Here is a 12,078-nt window from a genome sequence, read left to right as displayed (position 1 = left end):
ACCGCAATGATTTGCTGGCATGGCAGCGCGCATGAGCAACGCCCCTTCGAAGCCGATCGCCGCCGTCATCCTTGCCGCGGGCAAGGGCACCCGCATGAAATCCGACCTGCACAAGGTGCTGCACCCGATCGCGGGGCGGCCGATGCTGATGCATCTGGTCGGCAGCTTTGCAGCGCTGCCCCCCGCCGCAACCGTCGTCGTCGTCGGCGACCGCCGCGACCAGGTCGAAGCCGCGCTCGCCGGGACCGGCGCGATCGTCGCGGTGCAGGACCCGCAGCTCGGCACCGCGCACGCCGCGCTCCAGGCCCGGCAAGCGCTTGCGGGGTTCGACGGCATCGTGCTGGTGTGCTTCGGCGATTGTCCGATGCTGACCGCCGACACGGTGCGCGAATTGTGCGCGGCGCTGGGTAAGGGCGCGATGGTCGCGGTGCTCGGTTTCCGCCCCGCCGACACCGCCGCCTATGGCCGGATCATCGCCGACGCCGACGGGCAGGTGATGAAGATGGTCGAGCATAAGGACGCGACCGCCGCCGAACGCGCGGTCGACCTGTGCAATTCGGGAGTGATCGTCGCCGACGCGCGCGACATGTGGCGCCTGCTCGCTGCGGTCGGCAACGACAATGCCGCGGGCGAATATTATCTGCCCGACGTCGCGACCGGGGCGATTGCCGAAGGCGCCCGCGTCGTCGTCGTCGAGACGGATGCGGCCGAGGTCGCCGGGGTCAACAGCCGCGCCGAGCTCGCGGCGATGGAGGGCGAATGGCAGGCGCAGCGCCGCCGCCGCGCGATGGACGACGGCGCAACGCTGATCGCCCCCGACACCGTCTGGTTCGCCTGGGATACCGAGCTTGGCCGCGACGTGCTGATCGAACCCAATGTGTTTTTCGGCCCCGGCGTGACGGTGGCCGACCATGTGAAGATCCGCGCCAATTGCCATATCGAGGGCACCGCCATCGGCGCGGGATGCGAGGTCGGCCCGTTTGCGCGGCTGCGCCCCGGCACGGTGCTGGGCGAAAAGGCGAAGATCGGCAATTTCGTCGAGACCAAGAAGGCGGTGCTGGGCAAGGGGGCGAAGGCGAACCACCTGACCTACCTCGGCGACGCGACGGTCGGCGCGGGGGCGAACATCGGCGCCGGCACGATCACCTGCAATTACGACGGCTATTTCAAATATCAGACGGTGATCGGCGACAATGCCTTCATCGGCAGCAACAGCGCCCTCATCGCACCCGTCACCATCGGCCGCGACGCGATCGTCGCTGCCGGCAGCGCGGTGTCGCGCGACGTCGGTGATGGCGACCTGCGCATGGTCCGCGCCGAACAGCTGGTCAAACCCGGCTGGGCCGACCGTTTCCACGACACGATGCGCAAGAAGAAGGCGGAGAAGAAGGCATGAGCGACCGTTACACCGACAAGCCCTTCCTGCGCTTCGTCGACGCCTATGTGCTGAAGGCGATCGGCCATCTCGACGAGGCGACCGAGCGTTATTGCGAAGCGATGGTGCCGAGCCTGGAACAAAGCTTCGGCCTGAAGGGGAGCTGGGAGCAGATCGTCGCGCAGCGGATGAAATTCGCACCCGACTTTCCGGCGCAGATCCGCAAGACGTGGGACGAAGGCAAGGCGCGCTTCGAGGCGGGCAGCGGCGCCCCCGCCGACCCGGTGCAATTCGCCTTTCATTTCGTCGATCAGAGCTTCGGGCGTGCTTGACATGATATCATGATATGATATCAGTATATCATGACGCGCATCCTCGCCGACCTGCCCGATGAAGACATCAAATGGCTCGACCAGCTCGCCGCCGAGCAGGGCAAGTCGCGGGCGGCTATCCTGCGCGAAGCGGTGCGCGACTATCGCGCTGAACTGCATCCGGAAAATAGCAAGAAATGGCTCGAAATCGGATTTGGAGCTTGGAAGGATCGCACCGACATAGGCGATTCGGTCGAATGGCAGCGACGTGAGCGCGCTTCGTGGACGCGGCCGTGGGATGACGATTACGAAGACGTCAAAGCCGAATTTCCTGACCTGTTTGATGCCGAAGATGATCGTCAGCGTCAGATTCATCTGGACATGCTGGCAGGGAAATATCCCGAGCCGAAAAAGCCCAATGCCCGGTGAGCGGATTTAGCTTCGATTCCAATATCATCATCGATGCGCTGGCAGGGTTTGGACCGGCACGTGCGGAAATCGACCGCGCAACCGATTTCGGCGCGCGTGCGTGGATCAGCCGCGCGGTGTGGATCGAGGTGATGTCCAAAGGCGATGGCGACGGGCTTTGGCGGGCGGAAACGCTGTTATCGGGGTTCAGCATCGACGAAGTCGATGCTGAGGTCGGCCGCCGGGCCGCCGCTTTGCGCCGTGAGCGAGCCCGGCTGAAGGCAATGGACGCCATCATCCTGGCGACGGCCCAGCTTCGCGGCCGGGTATTGATTACACGAAATACCAAGGATTTCCCGGCAGAGATGCCGGGCATCCGCGTTCCTTATACTCTCTAGCGAAAGCCCATAGCAACATGTGCGGAATCATCGGAATCGTCGGCATAACCCAAGTCGCCGATCGCCTCGTCGACGGCCTCAAGCGTATGGAATATCGCGGTTATGACAGCGCGGGGGTATGCACGGTGCAGGACGGCCAGCTGGTCCGTCGCCGCGCCGAGGGCAAGCTCGGCAATCTCGTCAAGGAACTGGCGGGCAATCCGGCACCCGGGCTCGTCGGCATCGCGCACACGCGCTGGGCGACCCACGGCGCGCCGACGACGAGCAACGCCCATCCGCACGCGACGGGCGAGGTCGCGCTGGTCCACAACGGGATCATCGAGAATTTCAAGCCGCTGCGCGAAGCGCTGACCGCGCGCGGCCGCACGTTCGAGAGCGAAACCGACACCGAAGTCGTCGCGCATCTCGTGTCCGAACAGGTCGAGGCGGGGCTGTCGCCGCAGGATGCGGTCAAGGCGGTGCTGCCGAAGCTGCGCGGCGCCTTCGCGCTGGCCATCGCGTTCCGCCAGCATCCCGATCTGCTCATCGGCGCGCGGCTCGGCTCGCCGCTCGTCGTCGGCTATGGCGAGGGTGAGACCTATCTCGGCTCCGATGCGCTGGCGCTGGCGCCGCTGACGCAGAAGATCGCCTATCTCGACGAAGGTGACTGGGTCGTCATCACCCGCGACGGCGCGCAGATTTTCGATAGCGAAAACAATCCGGTGACGCGCGAAGTTACGACATCGGGCGTCACCGCGGCGACGATCGAGAAGGGCAATTACCGCCACTTCATGCAGAAGGAGATTTTCGAGCAGCCGACGGTGGTCGCGCAGACGCTGTCCTCCTACATTCGCCCGCTTGAACAGGCGGTGGCGCTGCCGCAGATGGATTTCGACCTGTCGGCGATCGACCGCATCACCATCGTCGCGTGCGGCACCAGCTTCTATGCCGGCATGGTCGCCAAATACTGGTTCGAAACCTTTGCGCGCGTGCCGGTCGACATCGATTTCGCGAGCGAGTTTCGCTACCGCGATCCGGTGCTACAGCCCGGCGGGCTGGCGCTGTTCATTTCGCAATCGGGCGAGACCGCCGACACGCTTGCGGCGCTGCGCCATTGCAAGGCGAACGGCCAGACGATCGCGGTCGTCGTCAATGTTCCGACGAGCAGCATGGCGCGCGAGGCCGACCTGCTGCTGCCGACCCACGCCGGGCCTGAGATCGGCGTCGCATCGACCAAGGCCTTCACCTGCCAGCTCGCTGTGCTTGCGGCGCTGGCCGCCCATCTGGCGCTCAAAAAGGGCAAGCTCAGCGCCGGCGAGGAGCGGGAGATCGTCAAGCATCTGATCGAAGCGCCCGCCGCGCTCAACGCCGCGCTGGCACACGATGAAGAAATTGCCGCGATGGCGCACCTGATCGCGCCGGCGCGCGACGTGCTCTACCTCGGCCGCGGCCCCGACTATCCGCTGGCGATGGAGGGCGCGCTGAAACTGAAAGAAATCAGTTATATCCATGCCGAAGGTTATGCGTCGGGTGAAATGAAGCACGGCCCGATCGCGCTGATCGACGAGGCGGTCCCGGTGATCGTCCTCGCGCCCAGCGGGCCACTGTTCGAAAAAACGGTTAGCAATATGCAGGAGGTGATGGCGCGCGGCGGCAAGGTCGTGCTGATCAGCGACGCCGACGGCATCGCCGAAGCCGGCGACGGTTGTATGGCGACGATCGAAATGCCGAAGGTGCATCCGTTGATCGCGCCGCTGGTCTATGCGGTGCCGGTGCAGCTGCTCGCCTATCATGTGGCGGTGGCGAAGGGGACCGATGTCGATCAGCCGCGGAATTTGGCGAAATCGGTGACGGTGGAATGAACTGGAACGCCACCTGCCACTGCGGCGCCGTCTCGGTGCGGCTTGCCAAGGCGCCCGAAGAGATTGCCGAGTGCAATTGCTCGCTGTGTTTTTCGCACGGCATCCTGTGGGCCTATTGCTCGCCGCGCGATGTCGCGATCGAGGGCGCGACGCAAACCTATAACCGCGCCGATCGCGCCAATCCCAATTCGGACCTGCATTTCTGTGCGACCTGCGGCTGCACGACGCACTGGTCGGCAACCGCCGGGCTGATCGAGCGGATGGGGGGCGAGGTCGACCTGATGGGGGTCAACATGCGGCTGTTCGATCCCGCGCAACTCAAGGGGTTGAGGCTCGTCTTTCCCGACGGACGCGCCTGGTCGGGCGAGGGGGCGTGGGAGTATGCGCGCGCGCATGAGGTCATGCGCTGACCGTCACCCCGTCGCGTTCGCCTGCGCCAGAATCGAGGCGGCGATCTCCTCGATCTTGCCCGCCACCAGGAGCGGCGCGCCGCCGACCATGCCGACCTGCGTCTGGCCATTTTCGTAATCGCGCAGCCAGGCGACATTTTCGGCGACGACGAGGTAATTGCCGCCGCGCGATTTGAGTTCGATGAATTTCATGCCGATGACTCCCGTTCGCCGAGGCTCTAGGCGGCAAATATGAAGATTGTAGGATTCGCATGAAGCCCGCCGCGGTCATTTTCGATTTCGACGGCGTCATCGCCGACAGCGAGGTGCGCGCGAACCTGTCGCTCGCCGAGAGCCTGACCGCGGCGGGCATGCCGACGACCTATGACGAGTGCCTGCGCGACTATTACGGCCATAATTGGCAGGAAACGCAGCGGCGGATCGAGGCGCGGTTCGGGCGGCCGCTGCCCGCCGATTTCCGCGACACCCACCGCACCCGTGCGCGGGCGCGCTTCATGGACGGGTTCGCGGCGGTGCCGGGCGCGCCCGCGTTTCTCGAAAGGCTGGGGGCGATGCCGCGCGCGATTGCGTCGTCGAGCCGCGCCGAATATATCGGCTGGGCGCTCGGGCTGTTCGGGCTCGACCATCATTTCGGCGCGCATGTTTACAGTGCCGACGGCTGGGACCGCGGCAAGCCGTTTCCCGACATCTATCTCGCCGCCGCCAAGGGGCTCGGCGTCGATCCCGCGGCCTGCCTCGCGATCGAGGATTCGCCGACCGGCGCGGCGGCGGCGCTCGCGGCGGGGATGCAGGTCGTCGGTTTCTGCGGCGCCGGACATATCGCCGACCGTGCGGCACATGGCGCGATGCTGCGCGAAGTCGGGGTGCACCGGCTTGCCTTTGCCTTTGAAGAGATTAGCATCGCCGCCTGAGCCTTTTCACCGGCCCGCGCATTGGGCCGACGACGCAGCAATCCTGGGAGACGACCAATGTGCAACGAATTCACCGAAGCCGACCTCGACCGCGCCGGTCTGCCGGTCGGGCGGCGGGGCTTTGCGGCGCTCGCGGGGGTCGGCATGCTCGCGGCGGCGCTGCCGGCGCGCGCGATGGCGGGCAAGCCGGTCAAGGGCCGCGACGTCACGATCACGACCGCGAGCGGCGTCGCCGACGCCTATTTCGTCGCGCCGGCGGCGGGCAAGCATCCCGGCGTGCTGATCTGGCCCGACATACGGGGATTGCGGCCCGCCTTTCGCCAGATGGCCGACCGGCTGGCGGGCGACGGCTATGCGGTGCTGTGCGTCAATCCCTTCTACCGCTCGGCCAAGGCGCCGGTGGTGCAGCCGGGCGACGATTTTTCGGATCCGGCGATCCGCGCGCGGCTGGGCGGTTATGCGCAGCAGCTGACCGGCGCGAGGGTCGCCAGCGACGCGCGCGCGCACATCGCCTTCCTCGACGCGCAGGCCGAGGTCGACACCGCGCGCAAGCTGGGGGTGACCGGCTATTGCATGGGCGGACCGATGACCATCTATACCGCGTCGGAAGTGCCGGCGCGGATCGGCGCCGCGGCGAGCTTTCACGGCGGCGGGGTCGCGACCGAGCATGGCGACAGCCCGCACCTGCTGATCCCGGTGACCGAGGCGGGGTATCTGTTCGCGATCGCGGAAAACGACGACGCCAAGACTCCCGAGGAAAAGACGCGGCTGAAGGCGGTGCTCGAACCGCGCAAGCAGTGGCACGAGGTCGAGGTGTATCAGGGCGCCATGCACGGATGGTGCCCGCCCGACAGCCGCGCCTATAACGAAGCCGCGGCCGAAAAGGCGTGGGGCCGGATGCTGGAACTGTTCAAGGCCGAACTGGGCTGACGGCGTGCCCAGCGTCGTGACGCCGACCGCGCGATGCGCGTGGGCGCCGCCGCTGGAGGCGGCTCAATGCGCGTGGGCACCGCCGCTGGCGGCATAGCTGGCATAGACACGCTGGCCGGTGGGGCCGAAGGTCATGACCTTGTACGCCTCACGGTGATCGCCATGCTCCATGCCTGGCGAGCCCATCGGCATGCCGGCGACGGCGAGGCCCTTCACGCCCTTCGGCTTTTCGCGCAGCAGCCGGGCGATCTCCTTCGCGGGGACATGACCCTCGATCACATAACCGCCGACGAGGACGGTGTGGCAACTGCGCAGCGCCTGCGGCACGCCCTGCTTGTCCTTCACCGCCGCCATGTCGGCGGCATTGACGACCGCGACCTTCTTACCGAACGACGCCTTGACCTGCTCGAGCCATTTCAGGCAGCAGCCGCAACCCGCGTCGCGGAACATCGTCGGGTCGGCGGCGTGGGCGATGCCGATGCTGGCCGAAAAGGCGGCGAGGGCGAACAGCGTGCGGCGGACGGGGGTCATGCGGATTCCTTGCTGATTTTGGCGAAGATTAACAGACTCGGCGCCGTGCACAAGCCGCTCACCCCATCGGGTAGGGGATGTCCTTGCCGACCTTGTGCAGCGCCTTCATCAGATCGTCGGGCAGCACCAGCTCCATAGCGGCGAGGATCGGGTCGAGCTGGTCGTCGGCGCTGACGCCGACGATCGTCGAGGCGACGAAGTCGTGCTGTTTCGACCAGGCGGTCGCCATCGTCACCGGATGCAGCCCGGCGTCCTCGGCGATCTGCAGATAGCGCGCGGTCGCGGCGAGGCTGCGGTCGTTGACGAAGCGGCGGCCCATCGCGGCCTGCCGCCCTTCCATCGCGAGGTAGCGCGAGAAGCGCGCGCCCTCGGGCGTCGCGCCGCCCTGATATTTGCCCGACAATACCCCGCCGGCGAGCGGCGAATAAGGGATCAGGCTGACGCCTTCCTGGCGGCACACCTGCGCCAGTTCGTCCTCGAAACGGCGGTTGTTGAGGCTGAAATTATTCTGGATCGTGTGATAGCGCGCGATACCAAGCCCGTCCGACGCGGCGAGCGACTTCATCAGCCCCCAGCTGGTCTCGTTCGAGCAGCCGAGGATGCGGACCTTGCCGATGCGAACGAGCTCGTCGAGCGCGTCCATCATCTCGTCATAGGGCGCGTCATGGTCGGGCCAGTGGGTCTGATAGAGGTCGATATAGTCGGTCTGTAGCCGCGTCAGGCTGTCGTCGATCGCCTGGAAGATATTCTTGCGGTCGAGCGCGGTCATGCCGTTGCGGCACGGCGATTTGAACCAGACGTGGCTCGGCCCCGAGACCTTTGTGGCCAGGATGATCGCGTCGCGCGGCTTGGTCTTGAGCCAGCGGCCGACGATTTCTTCGGTCCGGCCGACCCATTTGACGTCGGGCGGGACCGGGTAACCCTCGGCGGTGTCGTAGAAATTGATCCCGGCGTCGAAGCAGCGGTCGAGGATGCGGAAGGCTTCAACCTCGTCGGTCTGGCTGCCGAAGGTCATTGTCCCCATGCAGATGTCGGACACATGGATCGCGCTTTTTCCGAGACGGCGGCTTTGCATGGATGTCTTCTCCGGTCAGGGGGAGGGGAGCGCCGTCTTTAGGTTGCGCTTCGCAACCTGGCAATCAGATGAGCAGCGCGAGCGATCCGACGAGCAAGGCCGCCATCGTCCAGTTGAACGCCTTCAGCCGCGCCGTGCTCGACAGCCAGCCGCGCAGCGACACCCCCATCACCGCCCACAGGCTGGTCGAGGGCAGGTTGATGATCCCGAAGACGACTGCGACGAGCAGCACCGCGGTGAAATTGCGGTCGGGGGCGTAGAGCGCGATCGCGGTCAGCGCCATTGACCAGGCTTTCGGATTGACCCACTGGAACAGCACGGCCTGGAAAAAGCTCATCGGCTTGCCGCGCGCGCTGCCCGTGGTGTCGGGCGCGGCGGCGTGGGCGATCTTCCACGCCAGCCAGAGCAGATAGGCGACGCTCACCACCTTCAGCGCGACATTGAGCACCGGGAAGAGGTCGAACAGGCCCATCAAGCCGACGCCGACCAGCACGATCATCAGCGTGAAGCCGATGCCGACGCCGAGCGCGTGGGGGATGGTGCGGCGGAGGCCGAAATTGGCGCCCGATGCCATCAGCATCATATTGTTCGGTCCCGGGGTGATCGACGACACGAGCGCGAAGGCGGACAGCGCGGCGAGGGTGGTCTGGTTCATCGTCGCAATATAATGCGTTTCGATGCGCTTCGGATTGCAAAGATGGCCTGCAATCGGCTAGATTGTGCAATCCATGACCAAAATCGATGCCATTGGCCGCAAGATATTGCACGAACTGTCACGCGACGGGCGAATCTCGAACCTCGAGCTTGCCGAGCGCGTCGGGCTGTCGCCGTCGGCCTGCCTGCGCCGGGTGCAGGAGCTGGAACGCAGCGGGGTGATCACGGGCTATCGCGCGGTGATCGACCCTGCGAAGCTCGGGCTGACCTTCCTCGCCTATGTCACCGTCGGCCTGTCGTCGCACACCAAGCAGGCGCAGACCGATTTCGAGGCGGCGGTGGCGGAGGCGCCCGAGGTGCGCGAATGCCATAATATCACCGGCGCGATCGAATATCTGCTGCGCATCGAGACCGAGGATCTGGCGGCGTACAAGCATTTCCACACCGAGGTGCTGGGGGTGCTGCCGCAGGTGCATTCGATCACCACCTATGTGCTGATGGATTCGCCGAAGGACGAGCGGGGGTAGCAATATCCCCTCCCTGAACGGGAGGGGCAGCGAGACTTACCAGCTTGCTGGTTAGTCGCAGCGAGGGTGGGTCGACGATGTTGGCTTCGGAAACTCGCTTCGCTCGTACCCACCCCTAACCCCTCCCTGAAGAAGGGAGGGGAACAGCGCTCCTTGAACCTCACTGCCCGCGACCGCATATCGGTTGCATGACGAAACTCTCTTTCCTCGACCTCGTGCCCGTGACCGACACCGGGACGATTGCTGAATCGCTCGCCAACGCCGCGGATCTGGCGCAACATGCCGAGGCGCTCGGCTATCACCGTTACTGGGTCGCCGAGCATCATGGGATGGCGGGGATTGCGAGCGCCGCGACGTCGGTCGTGCTCGCGCATCTGGGCCACGGGACCTCGACCATCCGCATCGGGTCGGCGGGTATCATGCTGCCCAACCATGCGCCGATGGTGATCGCCGAGCAGTTCGGCACGCTGGAGGCGCTGTTCCCTGGCCGCGTCGATCTGGGGCTGGGCCGGGCGCCGGGATCGGACCAGCGCGTTGCGCGCGCGCTGCGCCGCACCCTCGCCAGCGACGAGCGGCAGTTTCCGCAGGATGTGCTCGAGCTGCAGGCGTTTCTGGCCGGCGACGAGCAACTCGGTATCACCGCGGTGCCGGGGGCGGGGACGCATATTCCGCTGTGGATCTTGGGGTCGAGCACCTTCGGTGCGCAACTCGCGGCGATGCTCGGGCTGCCTTATGCCTTTGCGAGCCATTTTGCGCCCGACGCGCTCGACGAGGCGCTTGACATCTATCGCCGCCAGTTCAAACCGTCGGCGCAGCTTTCCGAACCCTATGCGGCGGCGGCATTCAATGTCTTTGCCGCCGACACGCGCGAGGAGGCCGAGCTGCTCGCCTCGTCGCAGCAGCAGGCTTTCGTCGCGCTGCGCACCGGCAACCCCGGCAAGATGAAGCCGCCGCTGGCGGGATATAAGGACAGTCTGCCGCCCAATGCGCGCGCGATCCTCGACCATGTGCTGCAATGTTCCGCGGTCGGGACGGTCGATGACGTGGCGGCGGGGTTGAAAGCCTTTGTGGCGCGCACCGGGGTCGATGAAGTGGTCGTCGCCTCGTCGATGTACGACCATCGCGCGCGCAAGCATTCGGTCGCGCTGGCGATGGAGGCGGCGCAGGCGTTGTAATGCACCTCGTCATTGCGAGGAGCGAAGCGACGCGGCAATCCAGAGCTTGCGTAAGCCGCTCTGGATTGCTTCGCTCCGCTCGCAATAACGAGATTATTGCGGTCGGAAGCTGAGGCTCGCCAGCCGCCAGGCCTTGGCGTCGCCGAGCAGTTCGGCGGCGGTCGGCAGCGTCGCCGGCGGCGCGCAATCGACTTCGGCGGCGATGTAGCGGCCGGTTTCGCGGAGGCGGACCTCGACGTCGCCGAAGCGCGCCTGCAGCGCCGCGGTCAACCGGGTCGCATCGTCGGACAGCGCGTTCGAATCGAGCGCGCGTGGGGTGCCGTCGAGCAGTTCGGCAACCGCCTTGTCGAGGGCGCCGACCGCGTCGCGGACGATCGACAGCGCGATGAACAGCGCCGCGGTCGCATCGGCCCACCACCAGCCGAGACCGATGCCGAGGATTCCGGCGATCCCGGCGAGCCCCGTCTGCCAGTCGGCCTTTTGCATCAGCGCGTCGGTGTGCAGCACCTTGTCGTCGATCCGTTCGGCGATCGGGTGCTTGAGGTGGCCGAGGATGACCGGCGGCACCACCGAATAGGCGAGCGCGGCGATCATCAACCAGCCGAGCCAGACGGTGTGGCCGAACAGCGTGATGCCGCCGATGCTGGGATGCTCCTGCCGCAGCAGCGTCGTGGCGCTTTCATAAGCGAGGAAGCCGCCGACCGAGAGCAGAGCGGTGGCGGCGACGAGGAAGGCGAGGCTGTTCGCGCGGCGATAGCCGAACGGGAAGCGGCGGTTCGGCTCGCGCCGTTCCCAGCGCACCGCGAGCAGGAAGACGATGGCGGGGATGAGGCTCATCACATCCTCGATCACCGCCGCCTTCATCGCCTGGCTGGCGCCCATCACCAGTCCCATCACGACGACGACGCTGGTCATCCAGCCGAGCGTCCACCACTCGAGCCGCTCGGCGTGCCTGACGTCGGCGGCGATCGCTGCCGGGATGCCGCCGTGCAGGCTCATCGCGCACGCTCGGAGATCAAGCGGTCGGTTGCGAGGATCAGCGCATTTTCGCCGTTGCGGCGGGCGATGCGCAAGACGGGGCGCTCGCTGTCCTCGGGTTCGGCGCCGCCGACGGGTTGCGACAGCGCGATATCGGCCTGCCACGGCGAGGCTTTGGCGAAATGTCCGACCAGCGCGTCGATGTCGCCGTCCGCAAGCGCGCGGTGCGCATGTTCGCCGTGTATGCGGACGACGACGAGGCGCGCGCCGTGCGTTCGCGCATAATCGCCGAGCAGGGTCAGCGCCGGCGCGGCGTCGGGGGTGCCGGCGAGGATCGCGGCGCGCAGCGTGCCGCGCTGCTCGATCCGCTCCGTGCTGCCCGCCGCGTCACGCGGCAGATCGCTGCAGCCGGCGAGGGCCAGCGCCAGCAGGGCGATCGGGATCAGGGCAGGGGCGGACAGGGCGCGCATCGCGTAGCGAACGCGGCGGCGGGGGCTTGGTTGCGCGCCAGCGCGTGTGTTGACGCGGCTCCGGCTGGGGCAGTATAGGAGCGG

16 protein-coding genes are annotated in these 12,078 nt (G+C 66.4%); 10 read left to right on the top strand and 6 right to left on the bottom strand.

Features of this window, described 5'->3' with window-relative positions:
- The first annotated feature begins 31 nt into the window (after positions 1 to 31).
- From glmU to HEQ22_RS08340, 6 genes are read left to right on the top strand one after another with little or no spacing between them, the layout of a single operon-like run.
- Positions 32 to 1,396, top strand: a complete 1,365-nt coding sequence (gene glmU / locus HEQ22_RS08365) for a bifunctional UDP-N-acetylglucosamine diphosphorylase/glucosamine-1-phosphate N-acetyltransferase GlmU (protein WP_432770718.1) — start codon at positions 32 to 34, stop codon at positions 1,394 to 1,396.
- Positions 1,393 to 1,707, top strand: a complete 315-nt coding sequence (locus HEQ22_RS08360; protein WP_432770717.1) for a hypothetical protein — start codon at positions 1,393 to 1,395, stop codon at positions 1,705 to 1,707. Before glmU ends, HEQ22_RS08360 begins: the two co-directional genes overlap by 4 nt.
- Before the next feature lie 30 nt (positions 1,708 to 1,737).
- Positions 1,738 to 2,115, top strand: a complete 378-nt coding sequence (locus tag HEQ22_RS08355) for a ribbon-helix-helix domain-containing protein (protein WP_432770716.1) — start codon at positions 1,738 to 1,740, stop codon at positions 2,113 to 2,115.
- Positions 2,112 to 2,492 (top strand): PIN domain-containing protein, encoded by a 381-nt coding sequence (locus HEQ22_RS08350; protein ID WP_432770715.1) that lies wholly within the window; start codon positions 2,112 to 2,114, stop codon positions 2,490 to 2,492. Before HEQ22_RS08355 ends, HEQ22_RS08350 begins: the two co-directional genes overlap by 4 nt.
- A gap of 17 nt (positions 2,493 to 2,509) precedes the next feature.
- A complete protein-coding gene (gene glmS, locus HEQ22_RS08345; protein ID WP_432770714.1) occupies positions 2,510 to 4,333 on the top strand; it encodes a glutamine--fructose-6-phosphate transaminase (isomerizing) in 1,824 nt (607 codons plus the stop codon).
- On the top strand, positions 4,330 to 4,743 hold the full coding sequence (locus HEQ22_RS08340; protein ID WP_432770713.1) for a GFA family protein: 414 nt from the start codon (positions 4,330 to 4,332) through the stop codon (positions 4,741 to 4,743). The genes glmS and HEQ22_RS08340 overlap by 4 nt, the downstream gene beginning before the upstream one ends.
- A 3-nt stretch (positions 4,744 to 4,746) precedes the next feature.
- On the opposite strand, the gene HEQ22_RS08335 is transcribed toward HEQ22_RS08340, so the two are convergent.
- Entirely contained in the window at positions 4,747 to 4,935 is a 189-nt protein-coding gene (locus HEQ22_RS08335; RefSeq protein ID WP_432770712.1) for a hypothetical protein, read from the bottom strand.
- 59 nt (positions 4,936 to 4,994) lie between these two features.
- On the opposite strand from HEQ22_RS08335, the gene HEQ22_RS08330 reads away from it, so the two are divergent.
- Positions 4,995 to 5,654: an HAD family hydrolase gene (locus tag HEQ22_RS08330; RefSeq protein ID WP_432770711.1), complete on the top strand. Its 660-nt coding sequence runs from the start codon at positions 4,995 to 4,997 to the stop codon at positions 5,652 to 5,654.
- Positions 5,655 to 5,711: 57 nt separating this feature from the next.
- Positions 5,712 to 6,584 carry a dienelactone hydrolase family protein gene (locus HEQ22_RS08325; protein WP_432770710.1) on the top strand — a complete coding sequence of 291 codons (873 nt, stop codon included), beginning with the start codon at positions 5,712 to 5,714 and terminating at the stop codon, positions 6,582 to 6,584.
- A gap of 63 nt (positions 6,585 to 6,647) precedes the next feature.
- On the opposite strand, the gene HEQ22_RS08320 is transcribed toward HEQ22_RS08325, so the two are convergent.
- The 3 genes from HEQ22_RS08320 to HEQ22_RS08310 form a co-directional block, all read right to left on the bottom strand.
- Complete coding sequence (locus tag HEQ22_RS08320; protein WP_432770709.1) at positions 6,648 to 7,115, bottom strand: DUF411 domain-containing protein; 468 nt, start codon at positions 7,113 to 7,115, stop codon at positions 6,648 to 6,650.
- Between the two features lie 58 nt (positions 7,116 to 7,173).
- Positions 7,174 to 8,190: an aldo/keto reductase gene (locus HEQ22_RS08315; RefSeq protein WP_432770708.1), complete on the bottom strand. Its 1,017-nt coding sequence runs from the start codon at positions 8,188 to 8,190 to the stop codon at positions 7,174 to 7,176.
- Positions 8,191 to 8,254: 64 nt separating this feature from the next.
- Positions 8,255 to 8,845, bottom strand: coding sequence for a LysE family translocator (locus tag HEQ22_RS08310; protein WP_432770707.1), 591 nt, complete (start codon positions 8,843 to 8,845; stop codon positions 8,255 to 8,257).
- 73 nt (positions 8,846 to 8,918) lie between these two features.
- On the opposite strand from HEQ22_RS08310, the gene HEQ22_RS08305 reads away from it, so the two are divergent.
- Together HEQ22_RS08305 and HEQ22_RS08300 are read left to right on the top strand one after the other, a co-directional pair.
- Positions 8,919 to 9,371, top strand: a complete 453-nt coding sequence (locus tag HEQ22_RS08305; protein WP_432770706.1) for an Lrp/AsnC family transcriptional regulator — start codon at positions 8,919 to 8,921, stop codon at positions 9,369 to 9,371.
- 188 nt (positions 9,372 to 9,559) lie between these two features.
- The gene (locus HEQ22_RS08300) at positions 9,560 to 10,546 is read left to right on the top strand and encodes an LLM class flavin-dependent oxidoreductase (RefSeq protein ID WP_432770705.1); all 987 of its coding nucleotides are present in this window, start codon (positions 9,560 to 9,562) and stop codon (positions 10,544 to 10,546) included.
- A 93-nt stretch (positions 10,547 to 10,639) separates the two neighbouring features.
- Here HEQ22_RS08300 and HEQ22_RS08295 read toward each other — a convergent pair whose 3' ends face one another.
- Together HEQ22_RS08295 and HEQ22_RS08290 are read right to left on the bottom strand one after the other, a co-directional pair.
- Positions 10,640 to 11,545 (bottom strand): cation diffusion facilitator family transporter, encoded by a 906-nt coding sequence (locus HEQ22_RS08295; protein ID WP_432770704.1) that lies wholly within the window; start codon positions 11,543 to 11,545, stop codon positions 10,640 to 10,642.
- The gene (locus tag HEQ22_RS08290; RefSeq protein WP_432770703.1) at positions 11,542 to 11,994 is read right to left on the bottom strand and encodes a hypothetical protein; all 453 of its coding nucleotides are present in this window, start codon (positions 11,992 to 11,994) and stop codon (positions 11,542 to 11,544) included. The genes HEQ22_RS08295 and HEQ22_RS08290 overlap by 4 nt, the downstream gene beginning before the upstream one ends.
- Positions 11,995 to 12,078 lie beyond the last annotated feature (84 nt).

Source organism: Sphingopyxis sp. (assembly GCF_050916055.1).
Classification (GTDB): Bacteria; Pseudomonadota; Alphaproteobacteria; order Sphingomonadales; family Sphingomonadaceae; genus Sphingopyxis.
This window is presented reverse-complemented; position numbering and strand designations above follow the sequence as displayed.

What these genes read in the sequence shown, in the direction of transcription:
- HEQ22_RS08330 (WP_432770711.1), top strand. Translation starts at nt 4,995, where the DNA reads ATGAAGCCCGCCGCGGTCATTTTCGATTTCGACGGCGTCATCGCCGAC.
- HEQ22_RS08320 (WP_432770709.1), bottom strand. Translation starts at nt 7,115, where the DNA reads ATGACCCCCGTCCGCCGCACGCTGTTCGCCCTCGCCGCCTTTTCGGCC.
- HEQ22_RS08300 (WP_432770705.1), top strand. Translation starts at nt 9,560, where the DNA reads ATGACGAAACTCTCTTTCCTCGACCTCGTGCCCGTGACCGACACCGGG.
- glmS (WP_432770714.1), top strand. Translation starts at nt 2,510, where the DNA reads ATGTGCGGAATCATCGGAATCGTCGGCATAACCCAAGTCGCCGATCGC.
- glmU (WP_432770718.1), top strand. Translation starts at nt 32, where the DNA reads ATGAGCAACGCCCCTTCGAAGCCGATCGCCGCCGTCATCCTTGCCGCG.
- HEQ22_RS08325 (WP_432770710.1), top strand. Translation starts at nt 5,712, where the DNA reads ATGTGCAACGAATTCACCGAAGCCGACCTCGACCGCGCCGGTCTGCCG.
- HEQ22_RS08305 (WP_432770706.1), top strand. Translation starts at nt 8,919, where the DNA reads ATGACCAAAATCGATGCCATTGGCCGCAAGATATTGCACGAACTGTCA.
- HEQ22_RS08290 (WP_432770703.1), bottom strand. Translation starts at nt 11,994, where the DNA reads ATGCGCGCCCTGTCCGCCCCTGCCCTGATCCCGATCGCCCTGCTGGCG.
- HEQ22_RS08355 (WP_432770716.1), top strand. Translation starts at nt 1,738, where the DNA reads ATGACGCGCATCCTCGCCGACCTGCCCGATGAAGACATCAAATGGCTC.
- HEQ22_RS08310 (WP_432770707.1), bottom strand. Translation starts at nt 8,845, where the DNA reads ATGAACCAGACCACCCTCGCCGCGCTGTCCGCCTTCGCGCTCGTGTCG.
- HEQ22_RS08340 (WP_432770713.1), top strand. Translation starts at nt 4,330, where the DNA reads ATGAACTGGAACGCCACCTGCCACTGCGGCGCCGTCTCGGTGCGGCTT.
- HEQ22_RS08295 (WP_432770704.1), bottom strand. Translation starts at nt 11,545, where the DNA reads ATGAGCCTGCACGGCGGCATCCCGGCAGCGATCGCCGCCGACGTCAGG.
- HEQ22_RS08360 (WP_432770717.1), top strand. Translation starts at nt 1,393, where the DNA reads ATGAGCGACCGTTACACCGACAAGCCCTTCCTGCGCTTCGTCGACGCC.
- HEQ22_RS08315 (WP_432770708.1), bottom strand. Translation starts at nt 8,190, where the DNA reads ATGCAAAGCCGCCGTCTCGGAAAAAGCGCGATCCATGTGTCCGACATC.
- HEQ22_RS08335 (WP_432770712.1), bottom strand. Translation starts at nt 4,935, where the DNA reads ATGAAATTCATCGAACTCAAATCGCGCGGCGGCAATTACCTCGTCGTC.